17 protein-coding genes and 1 pseudogene are annotated in these 23,620 nt (G+C 53.1%); 10 read left to right on the top strand and 8 right to left on the bottom strand.

Annotated elements, in window-relative coordinates:
- Positions 1-626: 626 nt before the first annotated feature.
- Complete coding sequence (locus JMJ04_RS12555; protein WP_201370821.1) at positions 627-1,064, bottom strand: DUF1269 domain-containing protein; 438 nt, start codon at positions 1,062-1,064, stop codon at positions 627-629.
- Positions 1,065-1,187: 123 nt separating this feature from the next.
- Positions 1,188-1,292, bottom strand: a pseudogene (locus JMJ04_RS48665) (oxidoreductase); the annotation flags it as partial.
- Positions 1,293-2,126: 834 nt separating this feature from the next.
- On the opposite strand from JMJ04_RS48665, the gene JMJ04_RS12550 reads away from it, so the two are divergent.
- From JMJ04_RS12550 to rlmD, 7 genes are all read left to right on the top strand, one after another.
- Entirely contained in the window at positions 2,127-2,501 is a 375-nt protein-coding gene (locus JMJ04_RS12550) for a hypothetical protein (RefSeq protein WP_201370820.1), read from the top strand.
- Between the two features lie 907 nt (positions 2,502-3,408).
- Positions 3,409-4,344, top strand: coding sequence for an EamA family transporter (locus tag JMJ04_RS12545; RefSeq protein ID WP_201370819.1), 936 nt, complete (start codon positions 3,409-3,411; stop codon positions 4,342-4,344).
- Between the two features lie 86 nt (positions 4,345-4,430).
- The gene (locus tag JMJ04_RS12540) at positions 4,431-5,948 is read left to right on the top strand and encodes a hypothetical protein (RefSeq protein WP_201370818.1); all 1,518 of its coding nucleotides are present in this window, start codon (positions 4,431-4,433) and stop codon (positions 5,946-5,948) included.
- 456 nt (positions 5,949-6,404) lie between these two features.
- The gene (locus JMJ04_RS12535; RefSeq protein WP_201370817.1) at positions 6,405-7,169 is read left to right on the top strand and encodes a sigma-70 family RNA polymerase sigma factor; all 765 of its coding nucleotides are present in this window, start codon (positions 6,405-6,407) and stop codon (positions 7,167-7,169) included.
- The gene (locus JMJ04_RS12530) at positions 7,150-7,725 is read left to right on the top strand and encodes an acyl-[ACP]--phospholipid O-acyltransferase (protein WP_201370816.1); all 576 of its coding nucleotides are present in this window, start codon (positions 7,150-7,152) and stop codon (positions 7,723-7,725) included. Before JMJ04_RS12535 ends, JMJ04_RS12530 begins: the two co-directional genes overlap by 20 nt.
- A 45-nt stretch (positions 7,726-7,770) precedes the next feature.
- Positions 7,771-8,772, top strand: coding sequence for a DUF8173 domain-containing protein (locus JMJ04_RS12525; protein ID WP_201370815.1), 1,002 nt, complete (start codon positions 7,771-7,773; stop codon positions 8,770-8,772).
- A gap of 406 nt (positions 8,773-9,178) precedes the next feature.
- Positions 9,179-10,693: a 23S rRNA (uracil(1939)-C(5))-methyltransferase RlmD gene (gene rlmD / locus JMJ04_RS12520; protein WP_201370814.1), complete on the top strand. Its 1,515-nt coding sequence runs from the start codon at positions 9,179-9,181 to the stop codon at positions 10,691-10,693.
- On the opposite strand, the gene JMJ04_RS12515 is transcribed toward rlmD, so the two are convergent.
- Positions 10,611-12,239: a PH domain-containing protein gene (locus tag JMJ04_RS12515; protein WP_201370813.1), complete on the bottom strand. Its 1,629-nt coding sequence runs from the start codon at positions 12,237-12,239 to the stop codon at positions 10,611-10,613. The two genes, rlmD and JMJ04_RS12515, sit on opposite strands and share 83 nt — an antisense overlap.
- 173 nt (positions 12,240-12,412) lie before the next feature.
- Complete coding sequence (locus JMJ04_RS12510; protein ID WP_201370812.1) at positions 12,413-12,715, bottom strand: hypothetical protein; 303 nt, start codon at positions 12,713-12,715, stop codon at positions 12,413-12,415.
- Between the two features lie 660 nt (positions 12,716-13,375).
- Between JMJ04_RS12510 and gyrA the strand changes: the two genes are divergently transcribed.
- Positions 13,376-15,934 carry a DNA gyrase subunit A gene (gene gyrA / locus JMJ04_RS12505; protein ID WP_201370811.1) on the top strand — a complete coding sequence of 853 codons (2,559 nt, stop codon included), beginning with the start codon at positions 13,376-13,378 and terminating at the stop codon, positions 15,932-15,934.
- 69 nt (positions 15,935-16,003) lie between these two features.
- On the opposite strand, the gene JMJ04_RS12500 is transcribed toward gyrA, so the two are convergent.
- From JMJ04_RS12500 to JMJ04_RS12490, 3 genes are all read right to left on the bottom strand, one after another.
- Positions 16,004-16,387: a hypothetical protein gene (locus JMJ04_RS12500; RefSeq protein ID WP_201370810.1), complete on the bottom strand. Its 384-nt coding sequence runs from the start codon at positions 16,385-16,387 to the stop codon at positions 16,004-16,006.
- Between the two features lie 67 nt (positions 16,388-16,454).
- On the bottom strand, positions 16,455-17,222 hold the full coding sequence (locus JMJ04_RS12495) for a glycosyltransferase family 2 protein (protein ID WP_236038000.1): 768 nt from the start codon (positions 17,220-17,222) through the stop codon (positions 16,455-16,457).
- 65 nt (positions 17,223-17,287) lie between these two features.
- Positions 17,288-18,952: a glycosyltransferase family 39 protein gene (locus JMJ04_RS12490; protein ID WP_201370809.1), complete on the bottom strand. Its 1,665-nt coding sequence runs from the start codon at positions 18,950-18,952 to the stop codon at positions 17,288-17,290.
- Between the two features lie 278 nt (positions 18,953-19,230).
- On the opposite strand from JMJ04_RS12490, the gene JMJ04_RS12485 reads away from it, so the two are divergent.
- Both JMJ04_RS12485 and hisS read left to right on the top strand, forming a co-directional pair.
- On the top strand, positions 19,231-20,502 hold the full coding sequence (locus JMJ04_RS12485) for a mannosyltransferase family protein (RefSeq protein ID WP_201370808.1): 1,272 nt from the start codon (positions 19,231-19,233) through the stop codon (positions 20,500-20,502).
- A 189-nt stretch (positions 20,503-20,691) separates the two neighbouring features.
- The gene (gene hisS, locus JMJ04_RS12480) at positions 20,692-22,008 is read left to right on the top strand and encodes a histidine--tRNA ligase (RefSeq protein WP_201370807.1); all 1,317 of its coding nucleotides are present in this window, start codon (positions 20,692-20,694) and stop codon (positions 22,006-22,008) included.
- Between the two features lie 65 nt (positions 22,009-22,073).
- Here the strand turns inward: hisS and JMJ04_RS12475 are convergent, their stop codons facing one another.
- Positions 22,074-23,612, bottom strand: coding sequence for a WD40 repeat domain-containing protein (locus JMJ04_RS12475; RefSeq protein WP_201370806.1), 1,539 nt, complete (start codon positions 23,610-23,612; stop codon positions 22,074-22,076).
- Between the last annotated feature and the right edge of the window lie 8 nt (positions 23,613-23,620).

Here is a 23,620-nt window from a genome sequence, read left to right as displayed (position 1 = left end):
AATCAGTTAGTTTGATGTCTAGTCATCAACAATTGTGACCGTCTCACCCAGCACATCCACACGCACTCTCGCCGGATAGATTGTAGGACCCTCGGCCGTGTTAAACAGAAGCGTTACCCACCCCCGGGCATCCACTGACTGAACAAGGCATAGCCGATGTATTGAGGGCCAGCAGAATAGACACGTCACCCGACCCACTCCAACAACGCCCTTCGAGCAGCTTCTTGGCGTTCTGCAAAAGAGAGAACACGCCCATCATAAAAATTTTTCATACACCACCTCCACCAAACAGAAAGAACTGCAATCACACAGCAAGCCATACATTAGAAATTCTGACATCCGTTTTGACATCCTAGAGGTTGAGATCATATACATTTGAGTCACCACCAATGGACAAAATAAAATCTCCTTCCGCTTAACAAGCCAATGCAACCGCATCAGAAGAGCGCCTAGTTTCTCGCGGCGTGGACTTCAACTCTCCCATCTCCCCCAACGAAACCGATTGTGAAGTCTCTTTACAGGCAGCTTTCTCTTTGCCGATTCGCCCGCCACCTGAGGAGACGTGCCTCATCATGAGGCGAACCCCAGCACTCGGTGATTGTCAGCCTTGCTTTGCTCATCGACGACTATGCCTGCCCAGCAGCCGCTCTAATCCTTGCCTTATCTTCTGTTGACAGCGCGCTGTAGAAGCGGTTACCTGGGTAACCGCTTAAAGCGTGAACGACATCTTGAGCCTTGGACGGATCTACCAAGAGAAAGAGAGCGGATGTCCCTGGAAGAAGGTGTTGCTTCACCTGCTGGACAAACCAATCATCAATGCCCTTACCCCACCCAGAGAGCAGCGTTTTGATGACATATTCCCATGTTTGGGCGTTAAAAGCGTCTCCATCTGTGGGATCTACCACTTCTTGCACGATGACCTGGCTATCCAGCCGGATGATAACTATCGCTGCATCCCCAGGTGGAATGAGACCACTTCTCTTTAATTCTTGAGTCCGCAGCCACAGCTGTTCCGCTTCCTGCTCACCGTCAAACACCAGCGCAATCAACCTACTCTCAGCCATTTCTTTGCTCCTCCACAGAGAAAATTTTCTTCATCATTTCTTCCATTGGTCCTTCATCTCCAGGCTAAACGTTGCCATGTTGGTTGAGCAAACCAGCGTCGTTTTGGTAGGTTACTTCTTTTCTGGCAACCCTTTGCTGGCAATGATGGATGCATCTACAATTATCGATGCGCTATCTGGCATCAGCGGCAGCGCCTTCTGAATCGTGAAAAGCAGCCCTTCCACATTATTTATCATTTATTGCTGTTTTTTTGCGAATATGCGCGCTGTACGCCTCCGACACCTCGAGCCTGTCTCGTCGTGCTTAATAGCAAGAGCCTCCTACTTTCTGTCACTATACATACCCATCTCAAACAGAGCGATGAAGATCTTTACATTGAGCTGGCTTTTCGCGACGAAGACGAGGCACAGAAGCATGAACAATGGCAAAAGCATGTACAGTAAGCCATAAAGCCTATAAGCGATTACACCAGCATATCTATAGTCCAGCGACACACACAAACTTATACAAGAAGTCATCAGCACCCAGAAATATCAAAGCCAGATTTCAAGCACCGGGAAGACAACAACAAACACTCACAAATAAGTCGAATAGATCCCAGCCATCGGCACCAATGGCAAGCTATAAAAAGACACCCCCACTTTTGCAAGTCTGGGGGTGTCTTCCTCAAAGAATACCATAAACGCGAGAAACTGGCATTGCTTCGACTAATCGCAGTTAGTTCAAAACTATATTTACAAAAGCTAGTACATAACCAAAAAGCGTATCGTGCAATGCTTTATTATAGCGGGTCAGAAAGCAATTAACATATTGTCCATTCGAGAGAAGTCAGAGCGCTCCAATGAAATTGAATCTCCTTGTCCTTTATCACAGCCGAAACATTGGAAACAATCTATTCGTTCTGAGGGGAGAGAAAAGCATCCGTCCTGAGAGAGGGTTACGTAGAGACAGACCACGCTAGTTGAAAACGCACTGCAACTGGTGGAACCTTCTTTCAAGCGATGTTGAGTTTCAAAAGAGTTCCCTAAGAGAAAGAGAGGGACAAGGTGTTCAAACGTTGTTTGACTTCACTCATTGGTTTGGCAAGTCTGTTACTGATCATGGGGATTTTTAGTCATCCCTCAAGCTACGCGGCAACACTCAAGGCCACAGTCGGCCCATATGGACCCGATACGTGCGCTTCGGGCTATGTATGGCGCGAAGCGTTTGAAGGTGACCATGTCTGTGTGACACCTGAACAACGCGCTCAGGCGAAGGCGGACAACATTCAGGCTCAGTATCGCGTCAATCCGCAAGGGGCATATGGAGAAGCTTCTTGCCGCGCCGGCTATGTGTGGCGTGAGTCGTTTGTCGGTGATACAGTCTGCGTGACACCTGAACAACGTGCTCAGACGAAAGCTGATAACGCTGAGGCCCTCAAACGGTATGCGCCTTAAAATAGGTTGTTCTTGTGGACAGGAGACATACCAATCTCCTGTCCTAGTAAAATCGATTATTTGGCTAAGCTCGCTATTTATCCTTGTTCTTGCTCCTTTTCCTTTTACTCGGCAGGTTCAAATCCCCAATGGGAGAGTAGTTTGTGTGCTCCCGCCTGGCCTCAGCACCGCGATAATCCTTCAAGTAGATCTCTGCTCCTATTGAACAGGTGGAGAGTGAGCAGATTCAACAAACCTTAATTTACAGGCGTGAGCAACAACATATTATCCTCATGCATAGTCGGCTTTAAAAGCGCAACGTTACTTAGAAATTTTTGTCAAACTATATGTTATTTTTAACTAATCAATACGTTTCTATAAAATAGGTACATAGAAGTACATATTTTTTGCTATATAACAGCTATGGCATATACATGCTGCTCAAGTTCAACACAAACTAGGGACACTACTGCCGATTAAATAGATAATACCGCCAGGCAAGTCTAGCAGGAAATAAGAGTATGCTGAGGGGGAAGATCGATACCAATATTTCCTGGTTTAGCTGGAGCTTTTATAGCTGAAGCGCACCTGGTGCTAAGCATGTCTTTTTCCCGTTTGCGCCGCCCATATGCATGAAAATATTGAAATAAAAATGCCTTGTTAGCCGTGGAAGACTTTATGCCTTCACTTCGCGACAATGCACATATGGGGAGAATATGCAGCGAAGCGTCTATTCTCAATTTTCCACTACACCGGTATAAAGGCTCATCTACAGCAAGCCTTAGTGGTACAGTCGCTAAGTAAGAGAGAGAAAGATTTGTGGGGACACCCCACACTCCGGCAGGAGGGAGACCCTCCTGCATCTCCCCTGGATTTAGCGACCAAACCACTTAGAGAGAACAGATGCAGTAAAAGGAGAAAATATAATATGCAGCTTATAGGAATTGCGCTTGGAGGAGGGGTCGCTCTTCTATGGGGCATAGCGGATTCCATCGCAACGCTGTCCACGAGACGTTTAACCACCTTTACCACTACCATTATTTCTCATTTCAGCGGCTTGCTTACCTTGATTTTTACCCTGGCTATTCTCTTCTGGCATTACCCATCTCATACCTTTGCCATCTCAGCATCGGATCTCCTCATCGGCGCGGGCACAGGCGTACTCACTGTCATAGGCTACCTTGCTTTGTACCGCTCTCTAGAGCTTGGCCCAATCGCGATCACAAGCCCGCTCTCTTCTACCAGTGCGGTCTTTACCTTACTTCTTTCGACTCTCTTCCTGCAAGAGCATATTACCTTATTTGATGGATTCGCCATTGGGGCCATTATCATTGGGGTGTTCCTTGCCTCGGTCAACATACGGAACATACATTTGCTCCTCAAGAAAAAGCCCGAAGCGCTACTCGCCGGGAAGGGCGTTCGCTGGGCCTGCATCACGCCCATCGCCTTTGGACTGGTGGATATCAGCATCGGAGCCTCCTCGCCGCTTCACGGCTGGTTCACACCCGTATTCCTCACCTTTGTCTTTAGTTCATTCACGCTCACGATACTCTTACTCGTGCGCTACCCATTCAGCAAAGAGGGCAGGACCCTTTTTATGAGCGTGAACACGCTTTTCCATAAACCTGCCGGCATCCTATTCGCCATAGGAGCTGGCATCCTGGAATGCCTGGCGATCGTTACCTTTGGCATAGCGGCCCAAACCATTAAACCTGGCATGATTGCCGCTATCTCCTCTAATTACTCTTTAATTTCCGTCTTATTTGGAGTTCTGGTCCTGGGTGAGAGGCTGATGGCCAATCAAAAGCTCGGCATTGGAATAGTCATGTGTGGTCTCACCGTACTTACGGTCATCCACATATGAGTATGTCAGGCCCTTGCCTTTGATGCATACGCACACAGCCCCAGGTATCACACACGCAGTTTGCGATGAACAAGGAGACAAATAGCATGTCGTTACGTAGGACAGTCACAGCTATCATCGGACTGGAACTGATTATAGCGCTCACCATCCTTTTACATATTGGCGAAAACGCTTCCCCAGGGGTCAGCCTGTACAAGTTCACCCCTTTACTGGGAGCAATCGTAGGAAGTTGTCTGACATTCTTCTCTATCCGCAAAAGCGCCCTTAATATCTCTGCCGAGCGCTCCGAAGCCTGGATAGGATATGAGAAGGCAGGCTGGATACTCGTCTGCCTCGCACAGGCCATGTGGGGGCTGGGAGAAAGCTTCTGGCGCTACTATTCCGCTATCGGCGATCCCCCCTTCCCATCGTTGGCCGACGCGGGCTATATGTTCTTTCCAGCGCTTTGCTTTATCGGTCTCGTGCTGCAACCAAATGCTAAAGGCAGGTTAGAGCGAACACTGGTCGCGCTGGATAGCCTTATTGCAATGGGCGCATTGCTCGCTATTAGCTGGTACCTTCTGCTCGGAGCCATCGCGCAATCACCAGCCACGACAAGCCTGGCGAAGTTCATCAGCCTGTATTATCCAGCCGCTGATGTCTCCCTTCTCAGTTGCGTGATCTTCTTACTGATGCGTGGGCACAGCCAGGTCTACCAGGCAACGGCGCGCAGGTTTAGCCTGTTTGCTCTTGGGCTGGGTCTCTGCCTGTTCGCTACATCGGACTTTATCTTTAACCTGCAGCAAAACGCGGGAACCTATGTCGATGGCACATGGGTTGACCTGGGCTGGCCTCTGGGCATGCTCACGATTGGCTTAGCCGCCTATCTGCGTTGTAATCTCCCCCGAACAGCACAGGAAACGCTGGAGGCGCGGCGACAAAATCGCGTTACCTACATAGGCTTTCGCCCGGTTCAGTTACTCCCTTATACCCTTATCTTCATCCTGTTCATAGTGCTGATCCTCAATGTGAATTCTTCTGACCCGGCTCAAGCACACATTCGCTTTGTGCTTATGCTCGCGACCATTGTTGTCATCTGCCTGGTGCTAGTGCGTCAGATTCTAACCATTCACGAGAATGAGCGTCTCTCACAGTTGCAGGCCGCTTCCTTGCAACAAATTGAAGAGCAGGCCCACCACATCGCGGAACGCAACAAGGAACTCGAAGAGGGCATAGCCCACCTTAAAGCGGTTCAAACGAGCCTGGCAAATGGGAATCTACGCGCCCGCGCACAATTACAGCGCGGCGTGCTTTGGAGCCTTGCCAGCAGCTTGAATCTCCTGGCCGACCGCCTGACAAGCCTGGGCCTGGCGAAGAGACGCCTGGACATCTTGCACAACGCGCTTATCGACCTGGGCGAGGCCATCGTACGCTATCGAGCTGGTCAAGGCTTCAAATTGCCGCCATCATGCGCGAACATGCCAGAGGTTGCGCCGATAGTTCACGCGATTGGCGCACCCAAATCGCAACTACCTACAAGCGCCCCTCTTCCATCCCAGGATCTCCCAGCGAAAACCCCATCCTGGGAGATATCGCCAATGAGAAATCCTTCGCAATCAATGTAAATGGTCAGGGTGTGGTGAGAGGCTGGCTCTGCCAGTCTCCCACCACACCCTGACTTTGCCTGCCTATACCGAGTGGCAAACTTGCGAAATAAACTGCCCTCAGCCTACTGTTTTCATTTGATGAAACGAAGTTTTTGCGTTTACATATATAGCGAGGCTAAACTTCGAGGATGCCTGAGCCATAAAAATGAAAAAGTGTTTGCCGAAATATAGAAGTGTAAGCACAATACGAGCAGGCGAAACTCTCTTGAAATGAAGGAAATTTCATAAAATAATGCGTCATAGTATGTCATGATAGTGGTTCCTACTTGTCACGATGGCTCAGTCATGTTACACTGCGCTTAAAAGATTACAACTTTTTTAGACATCGCTCGTAGAGTTTAAAGTGGCAATGCTTATTTCGTAACCTTACCTGTTGATTGTATTGTTTAGAACGCAAGTAGTGGGCGGTGACCAATGTTAGATTCGACGGTGAACGCTTCCCACGTGTTGGGAAATATCGGTTCAGTCGCGGCACCCAAAACAACTTCACATAGAACACATAAAACCGGAGCACTCAATCCAGCAGGCGCACAGAGCGTCGCTGGTAGCAGCCAGACTAGCGCAAGCCAGGCCTGGGCGTCGCCTCAGGCGGAGACGCTGAGCGACTTGCAGATTGTCTCACTCGTTCTCCAGGGCGATCAGAACATCTTTGCCTCCCTGGTTGAACGCTATAAGGACGCGGTCCAGAACCTGGCCTATCGTATGCTTGGCAACACGACAGAGGCCGAGGATATCACCCAGGAGACCTTTGTCCGCGCCTACACTCAGCTGGCAACCTATAAGCCCGCGCACAAGTTTAGCACGTGGCTGCTTTCCATCGCCTCACACCTGGCGATTGACCAACTGCGCCGCCGCCGCTTCCTGGCTCTTCCCCTGGAGGATGTGCCTTTCCTGGAGTGGATCGTGGACGCGAATGTTGGTCCTGAGCAGTCGGCGATACAGGGTGAACAGCATGATGAGATCCAGAGTTATCTCCAGGTGCTCCCTAGCAAGTATCGCGCGGTGATTGTGCTGCGCTACTGGTACGACTTCTCCTACGAAGAGATCGCGCAAGCACTCAAGCTAACGCCTGCGCTCGTGAAGGCTCGCCTGCACCGCGCTCGTGAGTTGTTAGGTCGCCATCTCAAGAAGCAAGTTACGCAGGAGGAGGTTTCACCCGATGCGTTGCAGCGAGGCTAGAGCAGGGCTGGAGGCTCAGCGCAACGGCAAGCTAGAACCAGCCAGAATACGCGAACTCAAACGACACCTTGCCGAGTGCCAGGGATGCCGCGCTTTCGAGCAGGAACTTGAGCGTGCACAAGCAGTTCACGCCTCCGAGCCACAGCTCGCTTTTGCCAGCGTCTCTACTGATCAGATCATGCAGGCGATTCACCAGCGCGCTCGCGTCAGCCAGCAGCTTGAAGATATCCGCCAGCAGCAGCGCTCGCGCATTTCGCGTATACGCCCCTTTGGCACAGTTCTGGCAGCCCTCACGTTTTTCGCTTTGAGCTGTGTGCCACTGCTCCTCTTCGCGATCTTACTCATTCAGTCAGACTTCGCTGCGCCCATGTTGTCTGCCTTGAGTGGTATTATAGAGGTCCTGGTCATCCTGGTGCAGTATATCCAGGAAGGCGTCAATCTGACCACCCATAATAGCTGGTTACTCACTGGCACCTCACTCGCGGTCGTTGTCATGCTGGGGATGTGGTTCCATTTAATGCGCCCCCGCGTGAAGCCTGAGCAATCAATAGTATGATCTTCTGCCGCGTAAGAGCATGATCAAGAGAGTGCGAGTTCCTGTATGAAGCACAACGTTGTAGGTAACCCTGTTTTTGCACGCCTTGTTTCCATCGCACGCCACTACCTCCTCCTGCTCCTTCTCTTCGCGGGTGGCCTGATAGCCTGGCACAGTGAGTCTGACCGCGCGCTCGCGGCCGAACATCAACCGCAGCCATCTACTCCATCCCCCTCATGTACTGGAGCCTATCATAAAGCGTTCTTTGGCTCTATCGTGGTCGTGAATAGTGGGGAGGTGATTTGCAGCAATATAACCGCGTTTGGCGGAAAAATCATCATTCAGGGCCTTGTACGGGGTGATGTGGTGGCCTTTGGCAGTGACCTTATTATCAATGGTTATGTGGATGGACAGGTCACGACCTATGGCAGCAACGTCACCATGCAAAGCGATGCTCGTGTTAACGGGGATATCCGTCTCTGCGGTGGGCACTGGTTCTCCGGCCCTCAATCCCAGTTACATGGTTCTGTCCTTGAATGCACCAAAAGTGTGGGACTCCTCGTTATTAGCGACCTGGGACCCGATATACGCTTCTGGTCCCTCTTGACATGGCTCGTATTAAGTGTATTACTCACAGTATTATTGCCAGAACATGTGATGCTGGTGCGCACGACGGCGACAACCAAAACGCGTCGTAGCCTGGTCCTGGGATTACTAAGTGTACTCCTGGCCCCGGCCGTTCTCGCGGTCTTGATTGCCCTTATCGTCTCTATACCGTTGGCGATTATTATCTTTGTTGGGCTTCTGACCGCCTGGGCTCTTGGCACCGTAGCTATTGGCTGGCATATCGGGGCGATGCTCTTCCATAAGTTTGCGCCACAGCATCGTTATAACACACGTCTGGTACAGGTCGTAGTGGGTATCACGGTTCTGACCCTGGCCGGGTCAATCCCCTATATTGGCTGGTTGGTCTCGCTCTTCTCCGGGCTACTTGGCCTGGGTGCGGTCCTGCTAAGCCGCTTTGGCACTCGGCTCTATAGTCAACCTAAACACCCCCTACCGCTCTAATGCCCTGAGCTTTTCAAGTTATAAATACTTAGATCTTATTCCGAAACCCAACCCCCATTCGGGGACAAGCGCGCTCCGGGTTTTCGGAGAAGTAGTTATCTATGCAGTGGCGGAAGGAAGAGATCACTCACAATATGAGGAAGAGGTTGAGGAAAGGATTCTCCAATCAGTACTATATTGATACAGCTACATACAAAGTCGGACCAGGTGCAAGACTAGCCCTTGTTTCGCGAGTATGTTACAGTATATCTGCTCAGCCGCGAGTCCTTTTCGTTTTGCGAGACTCTTCCCCTGGGGTTACGTAGTAATAGATTGAGCACCATTAGAAATTACACTGAAAATCACGCTGGAAGGATGGGACGGACATCAGCGACAAAACTGTCGCCAGGTGACCGCCGAGGTGAACATGAGTATTGATGTTGAATTGACCGATCTTGCTTACGGAGGCGACGCCGTAGGCCGCTATGAAGGGCGCGTCCTCTTCGTTCCTGGAGGTATTCCAGGCGAAAGGGTGCGCGTCGAGATTGTTGAGGAACGCAGGGGACATGCCCGAGCGCAGCTGCTTGAAATCATCCGCCCTGCGCCCGAGCGCGTCGAACCAGCCTATCCACTCATGACCGACTGCGGCTGCCAATGGCAGCATATTGCATACCCGGCTCAACTCACCTGGAAGGCCCATATTGTTCGCCAGCTCCTGGTGCGTATTGGGAAACAGCCTGATGCCCTGGTCCATCCTACCATCGGGATGCCACCTACGCTCCCTCCCTGGCACTATCGCAATATCGCTCTCTTCACCATTGGACCACGCGGTGAGATTGGGCAGAAATTTACGGATAGCCACGAAGTTCAAGATTTGCCAACCTGCCCTCTGCTGCACCCGGCACTCGACCATATCTATCAACTGGTACGCGCGAAAATTATTGATTATTTTGGCGATACACGCGGCGAGATGATCCAGGGCTTTACCATCCGTGGCGCCATCGGCAAGGCGAGCAGCGGGAATCCAGGCCTCATTAACACCATCAAGGCCGTGCCTACACTGCTCACAGTGCATGCTCGCCCAGGCTCGATGATTGAGGATCCCCAGCAACTCGCGCAAGAGCTTATGGCCATCTCGCCCGCCATGGTTGGCGTGATCATTGAGCGCGTGGGTGGACGCTATGGTCGTGTGTTTGTGGGTCAGGAATTTCTCAATGATGTAGTATTAGGCCGGCACTTCCGTGTCTCAGCGGACTCCTTCTTCCAGGTAAACCTGACGCAGACCGCGGTTCTCGTTGAGCGCGCCCTGGCCATGCTCGAACCACAGCGTAGCGAGGTCGTCCTCGATGGCTATAGCGGTGTCGGGCTCTTCTCCACCTTCCTGGCCACACGTGCCGCACGCGTGCTGGCAGTGGAATCCCAACCCAGCGCGGTTATGGATGCCCGTGCCAGCTCTACGCTCAATAACCAGAACAATATTACCTCGCTAGAGGGAACGCTTGAGCGTGTGCTCAATCAGCTTCATTATCGCCGTGAGCGTATCGACCTGGCCCTGGTCGATCCACCACGCACCGGCTGTCATCCCAAGGCCTTGCAGGCCCTCCAGACGATGGCCCCACGAGCCATCTGCTACGTCTCCTGCGATCCCAGCACATTGGCACGCGATATCGCGACACTCTGCACGGGTGGACGCTATCGCCTGGTCTCGGCCCAGCCTGTCGATATGTTCCCCCAGACGTATCATATCGAGTGCGTGGCACTTCTAGCCCGCATAGATCCCTCAACACTCGCAGAGCATAGATTAAAAGAAAGAAGAGCGCACCCAGTCTTGAACCGGGCGCGCTCTTCTTTCTTTATGGCTAATAGGACTGGACCTGGTTGGCAAGAGGCGTACGCAGACTCGTGCTCAAGACAACCTCGATACAACTGCCGGCCTCCATGATGGTTCCTGGCGGCGGACTCTGATGCAAGACATAGCCCGGCGGCATCGCGCTGGTAGGCTCAGCCTCGCCCCAGACCGAGACCTCCAACCCATACTCATGGGCATATTCCATCGCGGTCAGCAGGTCTTTATGCCGCAAGTCAGGCGCGCCACGATTCCTGGTCGTATCCTCAATTGTTTTGAGGATGGTGCCGAACCAGCGTTCCATATTCTTCTTGTCTTCATTCTCCTTTTTGGCCTTATCCACCTTCTCTTTGTGTCCACGAATAGCTGAGATCTCATCCTGCAACACAAAGGGATGGTCAACCGACTCCAGGATGATGTTTGGATTATTGCCCGGCGTCTCAATGTAGACATTTCCAATATCCAGGAAGCGCTCAAGGAGATTGGGCACCATGACCTTGACATCGCGAATGCTTTTGTATTCGGTCTCGATACGCCGCTCGAAGAAGAAGACGAAGTAACGATTGATATCAATAATACGCTTATTGGTCAGGATATAGACATCATCGACATAATTCATGTAGATGAGGCCCATCGAGACCAGCAAGCCCAGAACCACCACGCCCATAAAGAAGAGCCAGTAGCCCAGAAATGGCCCGGTCACCAGGTTAAACGAGGGCATTAGCAAAGTCAGCGGCAACACAACCAGGAGCACGGCCGCGGGAATGATCTCATTACGCCAGAGCACATAGCGTGAACGCTGCACATACTTGACGGTATACTCACCGGAGGTATAGCGCACATCCGTCGGGATGCGCAGAACACCACCAAAGGTGCGCCTGGGACCCTGGAAGCGTCCCTCCTCGCCTCGCAGCGGCGGCAGGTCAGCATCCGCGTTTTGTAGCTCGGGGACCGGCTTCCCTTTGGCCAGCTCTTTGAGCACATTGGCCAGGGCCGGATCTTCCACCTGCGGAATCGGGGGCTCAGGTTTCTTCTTGGCCTTGATCTCGTCCGTGATCCCCTGGATGGCGTCACGCACCTTCTTGGGGTGGGGAACCTCCTTCATGACCAGGTCGCCACCCGCCAGATAGACGTGAACCGTGCCAAAGCCGAGGAAAAGGCCCAGCATCGAGTCTACGCCTGTACCTACCTGCTCTACCTTTTCAAGCGGCGTCTGCTGGCGTGTAGGCTGCAAGAGACCACGCGCATTGATAATGCGCTTGTTGGTAATGATATAGGTCTCATACCACCAGGCGACCAGGTGGCGATAGGCAAACCAGCCTCCCACTCCCAGCAGGCAGAGGAAGAGCAGGCCATTGATCGCCCACCAGAGAGTGGTATCCCCTGGAAGGACCGTCGAGGCCCAGAGCAGGAGCACCAGCAGGAGGGCAAGGCCAATGACTGGCGCGCCCGGCTGGATCAGAAACCACCAGTGACGGCGCACAACCAAACGGACCTCTTCATCGGGCTGCTGCCCAGAAAAGGTCCATTTGTTTTTTCGGCCTTTGCGCCGAAATTGTTGCAAGTTAAAACGCTGGCGTCCAGAAGCCCAGGGATCCTGCTTTGTGGCGCTAGCGGCCTTCTCCCTGATTTTTTCAGCCATTCTTCACCTCATTGCATCCATCTCCGAGCAACGTGCCACAAACGCGAGTTACTTCTGATCCGAAAACCCTGAGCGCGCTTGTCCCCGAATGGGGGTTGAGTTTCGGAATAAGATCTTAAAAGGCGCCCTGAAGCGGAGCCTATAGTATTATGGTACGACAGCGTAAACGCCCGCTATTTTTTGGCTCCCCCACCAGCCTTCTTGGTTCGTGAAGCGATCAGGGCTACAATGACCGCGACGATGGCGATGAGGAAGAGAATAGGCACAAAATTGCCAGGATCAGGTGTCTGGACGGCAACCGTGAGAAACGATTGCCCATTGGCGCCCTTAGGAATCAGACTGCTGAGGAAGGCCATAATAAAGGCTCCCGAGACAATCCCCGGAATAACGCCAATAAAGCGCTCCGCTGGCGCGCCTGGCCTTGGGAATGCCTTATTCCCAATGAAGTAGCCAAGTCCCACGACCGCGGCAAACAATATGATAGCCCCCAGGGGCCTAAGAGAAAGTTCGTCGTCGGAGTCGTAGGGGTTCCTGTGGTGTTTCCTGTTACGAGAAATCCAAAGACGGATGGAAGGCGATTCAGAAAATCGCTAAACGATTTTCCACTGTCGGGGCGCACCAGGAAAATGGCCAGGAGCACAAACACAAGCGAGACCAGTTCCCTCTTCCAGCCGCGTTGAAACCCGATGACGATAAATGCCAGAATTGCTACATAGAAGCATTGCGTTTCAGTAAATGGCAAAGACATAATGTTCGTCACTCCCCTATGGCATCAGTGTTAATGGACGCAACACTACTCGCCCTCTTTGTGACTACAGGTGATATGACTCTCCCGCAATTTCCGTTCTTGCATTAAATCATACCACACGATATCTCTAAAACATAGGGCATAATATACCAAATTTGTTTCCAAAAGCCTACACGAATCCAACTTAATAACGTACCATTACCTAAGGGCAAAAACTCGTTACTATGCCCCAAATGTGCTATACTATAAACGTAGGCAGGATCAAATTTTCTAAATCCCCTCCTAAACCTGTAAGAGCTGCAACTGATACACAGTCGTTATACACCAGCACTTCATTCCGATATCGCCATCTGGCTATGTCTTGATTTTTTCTGGGTGAGGATGTTTTATGCAACTAGGCAATATCAAAACAGTCAACATCGTCGAGCAGATGACGGGAGCCTATCTCGACTACTCGATGAGTGTCATTGTAGCCCGCGCGCTCCCCGATGTACGCGATGGTTTAAAACCCGTGCATCGACGCATTCTCTATGCCATGGAGCAGATGGGGCTACAGTCCAACAAAACGTATCGCAAATGCGCTGGTACCGTGGGCGAGGTGCTCAAAAGCTACCACCCTCATGGCGATGCCTCTGTCTATGAAGCTCTGGTGCGTATGGCTCAGCCCTGGTCGATGCGCTATCCCCTCGTCCTGGGTCAGGGCAACTTTGGCTCGCAAGACGACGATCCACCCGCCGCCATGCGCTATACCGAAGCTAAAATGGCGGCTATCGCCGATGAGCTTCTACGCGATATCGATAAGGATACCGTCGATTTCGGTCCCAACTACGATAACCAGACCCAGGAGCCGTTGGTGTTTCCAGCTCGCCTGCCCAACCTGCTGCTCAATGGTACAACGGGCATCGCGGTAGGTATGGCCACCAATATTCCGCCTCATAACCTCCACGAGGTCTGTGATGGCATTATCCACCTGATTGAGAATCCAGAAGCCACGACCGAAGACCTGGCGCGTATCGTACGCGGCCCCGACTTCCCAACCGGTGGCCTCATTCAGGGACGCGAAGGCATCCGCAATACCTATGCCAACGGTCGAGGTCGCATCGTGATCCGCGCCCGCACCCATATTGAAGAGAACGAGCGCGGACGCGCCAGCATTATCACCACCGAGCTTCCCTACCAGGTCAATAAGGCAGACCTGGTCAAGAAGATCGCTGAACTGGCTCGCGATAAAAGAATTGAGGGTATCTCTGAGGTACGCGACGAGTCGGACCGCCAGGGGATGCGCATGGTTGTCGAACTCAAGCGCGACGCCAATCCACGCAGCATTCTCAACTCCCTCTTTAAATATACGGCCATGCAGAGCTCTTTTAACACAAACATGCTGGCCCTGGTCGACTCGCAGCCGCAAACCCTGACGCTCAAGAAGTTTTTGCAGCACTACATTACCCATCGCGAGCAGGTCATCACCAGACGTACCCAGTTTGAGCTGCGCAAGGCCGAGGCACGCAAGCACATCTTAGAGGGCTTGAAGATCGCCATGGATAACCTGGATGAGGTTATCAATATTATTCGCGGCTCACGGCGCGAGACGGCTGGCCTGGCCGAAGAACTGCAACAAACCTTCGGCTTCTCAAACGAGCAGGCACGCGCGGTGCTGGATATGCGCCTCGCCAGCCTGGCCGCCTTACAGCACCAGAAGGTAGAGGATGAGCTCAGGGATGTCTTGCAGCATATCGACTACTACCACAAGCTCCTGAGCGATATCAACGAGATCCGCGGCATCATCATGGCGGACCTCAAGGAACTCAAAGAGAAGTTTGGCGATGCTCGCCGCACAGAAATCGAAGAGAGCGAGGTCCGCGACTTCAAGGACGAGGACCTGATTCCCAACGAAGAGGTCGTGGTAACCCTGACCGAGAAGGGCTATATCAAACGCCTGCCTTCTGGGACCTATCGCGCGCAGCGTCGCGGTGGACGAGGCGTCACTGGCATGGCAACACGCGAGGACGATACGGTTCGCCACCTGCTCGTTCCACATACGCATGATAGCCTGCTCTTCTTCACGGATCGCGGTCGTGTCTTCCAGTTACGCGTATATGAGCTACCCGATACCAGTCGCACGGCTCGTGGCGAGCACTTGATCAATCTGATCTCGATTGAACAGCGTGAGCGCGTCACTGCTATTGTCTACGTCCCCAAGGGACACACTCACGATTTCCTGGTCGTCGCCACCAAGAAAGGCGAGGTCAAGAAGACCGCGATGAGTGATTTCGAGGTTGTCCGCCGCTCAGGTCTGATTGCCATGAACCTGGAGGATGACGATGAACTGATTGGCGCCAAGCTCGTTGGCCCCGAGGCAGACGTCTTGCTGATCACTTCGCATGGCCATGCCATTCGCTTTGGCGTTGACCAGCTCCGCTCTGCCTCGCGCACCAGTGGCGGCGTACGCGGCATCCGCCTGGCAGACGACGATAGCGTTGTCTCCCTAAACCCGGTCATCCCTGGAGGCGAGCTGCTGGTCGTCACCGAACACGGCTATGGCAAGCGCACCCCCATCGATGAGTATCCCGTCTACAATCGTGGTGGTAGCGGCGTGCTGACCTCCAAGGTCACTGAGAAGACTGGCAAGGTTGCCTCGGCTCGCATGGTCACTGAAGAGGATAACGACCTGATGCTCATCTCGGCCAGCGGCGTGGTTATCCGTACCGATGTGAGCCTGGTCCGCCAGGCAGGTCGCGCCACTCAGGGCGTTACTCTGATGAACCTCGCCGAAGATGACAAGGTCGTCGCCGTCGCTGTAGCTAACGGCAAGAAGACCGATGACGAGGAAAAGGCCGAGGCCGAAGTGGTCGAGGGTGAGGCAACAGCCATAAGTGAGGTTGAAGAGGTAGCCCCCGACGCAATCGAGGAGGACGAGGAGACCTCAGACGAGGGCGAGAACGCCTAGACATCTGAGAAGCCCAAAGAGAAAGCCGGTGCACTTGCAAGTGCACCGGCTTTCTCTTTGTGTGGCCCATTATGGGTTCATACGCAGCGCTTTGAGGTGCGTGGTCCGGCGCAATTTCTGCCCCTGGCGGATCTTCTGGGCGGAGGATCGATCTTTCTGCGCCTCCTGGACGATCAGGGGGAAAGAACGATGAAACTCCTCGGAAAACTTCCTGGCCTGCTCCTCCGAGAAGTCGGCCCGCATCTCATATGAACGTGCTAAAATCTCGCGTTTGACCTCGTCTTCAGCATCGAATGCAAGCAAAAAGGCCAGGGTAAAATCAGGTTTGCCCTGCTCGGCATACATATCGGCACATGTCAGCGCATCCGCGCCCTGCGCAAGTTGTTGCTGCGCCTGCTCGCGAAAGACATCTTTCAAGAGGCTCGCATATTGTTCGGCAAATGAAACAGACATCACTGGCTCCTGGACTATGAGGGATAAAACCTTCTTCCTCGTATCCTACCACACAGGAACAAGCCTGTTACTGCTCGCGCCTGGCCAGTTGCTCTTCCTGGCGCCATTTGCGAGCATAGGTAAAGAGTTCACGGAAGGCCCGCACAATTACACTCGGTTTGGCACCAGTAGCCTTGCCTCCGCGCCGTGGGAGGTGGTGTACACCCACCTGGGTATAGGTATAGCCTGCGCGCTTAAGCTTATAGAGGATCTCGGTGTTGATCATTGCCCCGCGCGTCTCCAGGCGCTGCTCACGAAAGAAACGTGCCCGGTATAGCTTGAAGGCGCAATCGATATCCCGCACCTCCAGCTTAAAGACGAATGAGACCAGCATCTTCCAACCCCAGGCGTTTAGCTTACGCATCCAGGTATCCTGGCGATCCAGGCGATAGCCCAGGACAGCATCATACTCCTCGATCAAAGGGAAGAAACGAGCCAGGTCATGAATATCAAACTGGCCATCGGAATCCATAAAGAAGACCAGGTCTCTGCTTGCTGCCTCAAAACCGCTGACCAGGGCCGCTCCATACCCCTGGTTGACCTCGTGGTTTATAATCCGTAGCCGAGGCTCCTGGGCGGCCATAGCTTCCAGGAGCGCGCGCGTCCGATCCACGCTCCCGTCATTGACAACGATCACCTCAAAATCCTCTACCCGCTCTGTAACGGCGTCGAGTACCTGCCTCACCGTCTCTGCAATTGCGACCTCTTCATTGTGCGCAGGCATAACCACCGAGAGGCTATAGTTTGTTCTGACCTTCACGCCTACCTTGCCAGTGGCCGGGCTCTCCTGTATCACCAGCCAATCCTTTCACTTCAATAGTATTATCTTATCATGCCGACGGCCATGGGCCGTCACAACTCCTACCGAACTGTATAGAGATAGACCTGTACTGTACGCTTCTGAAAGGACGACTCAAGGTGGTATTGGCTCTGTAACCAGTTCAAAGCTATGCTAGTTTTGTTGGCGGCGGCATCATCTGGTAGGCGTCCCACAATAAAGATAAGGCGCTGATGTCTGGAGGCGAAGGTCTGCAAGGCCATTGGGTCCACAGCTTCATCGGGTCCCGCGGTGCGCGCTGGCCCCATATTCTCCCAGGAGAACTCACCAGGCGCCCCCACCTCAAAATGGGCAGGCCCGGGATACGCGTGAAGGTAGTACTCCACAGCGACCTGGCACCCTTGCTGGACACTATTATCATAGCAGATCATGCCATCACCGTCTTGAAAATGCTCCTGCACCCAGGCGGTTGCGCTATTCCAATCCTCTACCTGTGCGCTGCGATAATAGAAGGGCACGACCATAACCGCCAGAGCCAATAGCACCAGCGCCAGGCCAAAGCGTGGAAGGCGCCAGCGTATGTTTCCGATCACGTAAGCCAGCACAAGAGTCAGAGCAGGTACTACAACAATCAGGTAACGTGCCGAGAAGAGACGGATCGAACCCTGCGAAATGAGATAAGTACTCACAATCGGCACCAGCAACCAGCACAGGAGCAGCCAACCCCATAATGTCTGGTAATAGACATGAGACTCTACCTCTTCCACACGCTGCCCGCGCCCAGCAACGAGACGACTCCAGAACACCAGGCCTACCGCAATCGCCAGCATCGCTAACATAGCCAGTAGATAATACTTGCTGTTGCCACTGACAGAATGCCAAAAGTAGAGGAGGTCGCTCAGACGTGCCTGCGGCAACCAGCCGGTCTTATCAGCAGTCCGGCTCAACAAGAGCATGGGCAGGCTCAAGACAAGTACCAGGGCAAAACATCCCAGGAAGACCTGAATGTGAGAACGCAGGTGTTTACGCGCTTCACCTGTAGCAAAAAGTCCGGGAAAGAGCCATACCACCGCCAGCGCTAGTACCTGAGTGCCCAGAATGACCACGCTAAACAGGTGTGTATAGATGGCCAGGACGCTCGTGCTAACGTAGATGATCCAATACCACTTCGTCGCTCGTGGTCGTGCCAGGATGCTGAGCAAGGCATACCAGGAGAGACAGAGCAGTAAGACCTGCAAGCTATAGGCACGTGCCTGTTGTGCATACACCAGTTGCCAATCATTCAACAGGTATAGAGCCGCCGCAACAATACCTGCGCTATTGCTACGCACCCGACGTCCCAACAGAAAGACTACAACCGTGCCCAGGGCGGCAAAGATCGCGGAAGGGAGGCGCACCACCGCCTCTGTCTGAAGAAACCCCGCCGCGTTGGCTACAGATAACCATCCATGCAAGAAGAGATGATAAAGCCCCATATTTGGCTCCTGGGTCGATACCAGGCGCCACAGGAGAGGCAATGGCTGGCCCGCCAACTCAACCGAGAAGGCCTCATCAAACCAGACGCTGGGCGTACCGATACGATAGAGGTTAAATGTTAAGGCAGCGATAAACAATAAGCAACCGGATAGCCAGGTTGAAGGCAGGCTATAAGCCGAACGCCTGGCCTCTCGCAGAGAGATGGCGCCGGAGGAATCATCGGAGTCGAGACCATCCTGTACGACAAATGGAGATTTAAATTTTTGCGACACATCACACCGCCGTCTTCTAGCTAGAACTTATTTCTATTATAAGAAAGGCCAACTGTACACGCCCGTGGATATAATATGTTGTGCTTAAAACCATAGATAAATTCACACTTTTTAATATAGAATTTCTCCATGCTCGCTGTCTATTAACTATACGTATTTAGCTATATCTCAGATCCTTTCAGCAACATATACAAACACATCATTTTACCTTCTCGCTACATTTCCCACAGAGGCTATATATCTTTTAACAGGCCAATAGAAGCGGGGAAAGGCGATCTATGAGGCTTATCCGCTTTAGCAGACACAAGGGATTGGGGCGCAGTGAGACGGGTAGTCCCCACGCCCCACGCGGCTATAGAGACCCGTTTTGCCCAGGGCAGAAGGCCGGGCACCTGCTCGCATGGTACCAGGCTGGGCGCGAAGTTGTCCCGCTCTACCTGGCCCTGCATGTCGCGTTTTTTGTCGGCACATGCTATAGCCTCCTATATACCCTGGCAGACTTCTCCGGGCGAGCAGCATCATGGGCAGTACTGGCTCACTCCTGGGAGCATTGGGACAGTCTGTACTATGAACACATTGCGATCCAGGGCTATAGTCAGATCGAGCATTCGGCCTTCTTTCCACTCTATCCCCTCTTGATCCGATTGACACGACCCATTATTCCCTCGCCCTACCTCGCGGGCACGGTCATCGCGCACCTCGCCTGGTTCGTGCTGCTGATGGTGTTCTATCGTCTCGTCCAGGAGGATTTTATATTCGCATCTCTCCCTGGACTGGCACGACGTAGCGTTCTCTATCTCTCGCTCTTCCCCACGGGCTTCTTCTTTGGCGCGGTCTATACCGAGTCCCTCTTTCTCTGTCTGGCCTTGCTCAGCTTCTATGCCATGCGCAAGAAGCACTGGTGGTGGGCTGGCCTCTTTGGCTTTGCAGCCAGCCTGACACGCTCAGCTGGCATCCTGCTTCTGCTCCCTTTCTGTTATGAGTATCTCCAGCACTCTCGTTTCAGACCACGAAGTCTTCGGCTGGATGGCTTAAGTGCAGGCCTGTTTGTGCTTGGACCCGGACTCTATGCATTCTATTGCTACCATAAATTCGGCGACTGGCTGGCCTTCTCACATGTGCAGGCGCGAGTGTGGACACGCCTTCCCCAGCTCCCCTGGTTCGCAACCCTACGTGCCTTTCAGGCCATACAAACCGGCCCTGGCCTCCTCAGCTTCCAGGGATTACGCAATATATTCGATCTAAGCTGCAATCTTTTCGTGCTTGGAGCTCTATTACTTGGTCTAGTTGGCCCCTGGCGCTTCTCCAGACGCCATACTAGCTATCTCCTCTTCGGCATAGCCCTCTTCCTCTTCATCCAACTGCTTCCAGTCGTTGGAGATTTCCCCCTCCAGTCCTTTCCGCGCTACCTGCTCATGGATTTCCCAGCTTTCATTATCCTGGCGAACATCGGACAGAGCCGTGCCTTTCACTTACACTACCTGCTTATTTCAGGCTGCCTGCTCTTCCTCCTCCTCACCCAGTTTGTCACAGGTCACTGGATCACATAATCCTAGTGCTCTGTTCAATTTCGTTTGAAAGGGATACATCGCGCCTGCGGCGGGAGGGGAAAGGAGTGCAGAGGGGCTGACGCCCCTCTGCACTCCCCACTTTCCCTTTTCCAGCAAAGCAGGTGCCTTTCACGGTGGAATTTGCTATAATAGCCCCAATCGTTTGTATGTGGAGGAGCAGGAGCCATTATGTCAGAACAATTTCGAGCCTTACAAGGATTTAGAGATGTCTTGCCAGACGAGCAACCCTACTGGCAGTATGTAGAGGCGGTCGCCCAGGAGATCGCAGAGCTATTTGGCTATCACCGCATCGAGACCCCGCTATTGGAGGAGACTTCGCTCTTCCGGCGCACCTCTGGCGAGAGCTCTGATATCGTCTCAAAAGAGATGTATAGCTTTGACGACCGCGCCGACAAAGAGGGCCGCAGCCAGAACCTCTCGCTGCGCCCGGAGGGCACGGCTGGTGTTGTGCGCGCCTACCTGGAGCATGGTATGTCGCGACTACCTCAGCCAGTCAAGCTCTACTATTTAAGCGAACCTATGTTCCGCCGCGACCGACCACAGGCTGGACGCTATCGCGAGCATCACCAGTTTGGCTGCGAGGCACTCGGCGAGAATGATCCCGTTCTGGATGCAGAGATGATCGCCTTGCTCTACCAGCTCTATACTCGCCTGGGCCTCAAACAGATCAACGTCCAACTCAATAGCATCGGCGACCAGGAGTCCCGCCCCCAGTACATCGAGAAGCTCAGAGAGTACTATCGCCCCCTGCTCGAGGAGTGTTGTGCGGACTGCAAGGTGCGCTTTGAGAAGAACCCACTGCGCCTGCTTGACTGTAAAGAGCCGCAGGACCAGGCAAAAATCGCCAGCGCGCCCAAGACGATTGATCACCTGAGCGAGAGTGCGCAGCAGCATTTCGCCGCCGTGCGCCGCTACCTGGATGCTTACGGGGTCCCCTACGAGATCAATCCCCTCCTGGTACGCGGCCTGGACTACTATAGCCATACCGTGTTTGAGTTTATCTCGGAGTTTGATAGCAAGCTCTCCATCAATGGTGGTGGGCGCTACGATGGCCTGGCCGAGCTGCTAGGGGGCGCGCATGTGCCTGGCATCGGCTTTGGCGCGGGCATTGAGCGCATCATCCTGGAGATGAAACGCCAGGGTGTTGAGCTACCTGCCGAGAAGAAAGCCCAGATCTTCGTCGTCTACTTCGACCGCACAGAAGAGCTCAAGGACGCGGCGGTCCAGGTCACAGCGCGCCTGCGTAAGGCCGGCCTACGTACCGAGATGAGCTACGGTGACCGCAGCCGCAAGGCCCAGATGAAGCAGGCCAACAACTCACAGGCCGAGTACGCCATCCTCATCATCGCCGATGAACTGGCGAATGGCGTCATCACCATAAAAGATATGCGCGCCGAGGGCGAGGATATCGACAGCAAACAGGCACAGGTACGGCTGGAGGAGCTTGAAGCCTACTTCCAGCAACGCGAGCACGCCACAGTATAAATTCAAGAGAGAACAAGAGAGGTGGTATAGCTCTACAGCTATACCACCTCTCTTGTTCTCTCTCACTATTTTGCGATCCACACCTTTACACTCGCATTGCTACTACCCTCGCCCGTATAGGCGCTTGTAGCGATATATTTGCCATCCGGCGACCAGGCCATACAGCGGGTGCCGTTGGCGTCGCCGCTATAGGTATAGAGTAGCGCATCCTTCTGCGCATCAAAGAGCTTCACTCCTTTACCAGCCACAGCGATCATCTTGCCATCCGGTGACCAGGCAACAGAAGAAATGGTATTACCACCTGCTATGCTGTACTTCAGAGGATGGGTACCATTGGTAGCATCGATGCTCTCCAGCGTGCCACCGCTAAAGCCAATCAGCAAGCGCTTGCTCGTCGGTGACCAGGCGAGCGCAGCATAATCTCGCTTACCAGGCGCGTTAAGCTTATAAACGCTGTGTCCGTTCTGCGCGTCCCAGATACGCACTGTGCCATCATATGCGGACGAAGCGATATATTTGCCATCCGGCGACCAGGCAATCTTGCTCACATCATCTGTGTGGCCAATGATTCTGGTTGTGACCTTCTGCGTCGCCACATCCCAGATGATCATGGACTCGCTTGCCGCTGTTCCATTGTGGAAGGGGTTAGCCGCGACAATAGATTTTCCATCCGGCGACCAGGCAAAATTGTAGATCATCACACCGCCACTCAGAGGCGCATAGCTATTGAGGTACTTGCTATTACTGGTGGCTGTGCTGGCAACGGGAACCCCCGGATAGGTTAGCTTCTGAAGTATCGTTTTTGTCGCAGGGTTCCAAATCAGGATCTGCCCACCATATGTAGAGGCAACATATTTGCCATTGGGTGACCACTTCACAGCCAGGATACTTCCACTTCCATACTGACTTCCTTGAACAGGATCAAGCAAAACGCTATTTTGTCCTGTCGTGGCATCCCAGACGGCAACGTTCATAGCCGCAGAGGCGATACGCTTGCCATCCTCCGACCAGGCCAGGTCATAAAAGTCTTCTAATTGGCCATGCTGGGGCCCATTCCAGGTGTACACAACCTTCCCCACGTTCTTGCTCAATTTAATGGATGAGTTGCTAGCAATAGTCGGCGTCACTGTAGGCCTAAGATACGGTCCAGAGACGGTACTGGTATTTTTTATACGCGCGGCATTAAAGAGTAGCACCATGCTACCCACGACTAGCACAATCACACAGGCAGCAGCAATCAGCCCGATACGCTGTTGCCATGTGCGCTTTTCGAATAAGTTCATGACGTTTTTTGGTTGCTTATCTGCTTGAGTCATAACTGCGTTCCTCGCATTCGGGCGCGCCTGGCGCCCAGGCCTCCTGGCCTGTTTCACAGCAGCAATCATTGCGATACGCTCCCAGGCATGCCGAAGCGATTGTTCGTCCTCATCAGCTATGGCCCGAGGCGCCCCCTGGTGATACATGAGTTGCAGATCCGCGACCAGTCTCTCATCAGGACTATGCGCATTGCTCAACAAGCGCGATTGCTCGCGTGATGAGCCAGCGAAGTGTTCAATCTGCGCATCTACGTCCTCGGGTGTAAATTGGTTATTGTGTTCTGTCATAGTAAGCC

The organism is Ktedonobacter robiniae (assembly GCF_016587375.1).
GTDB classification, from domain to species: Bacteria; Chloroflexota; Ktedonobacteria; order Ktedonobacterales; family Ktedonobacteraceae; genus Ktedonobacter; species Ktedonobacter robiniae.
Note: the sequence above shows the minus strand (reverse complement) of the source record. Positions and strands in the feature narration are given on the sequence as shown.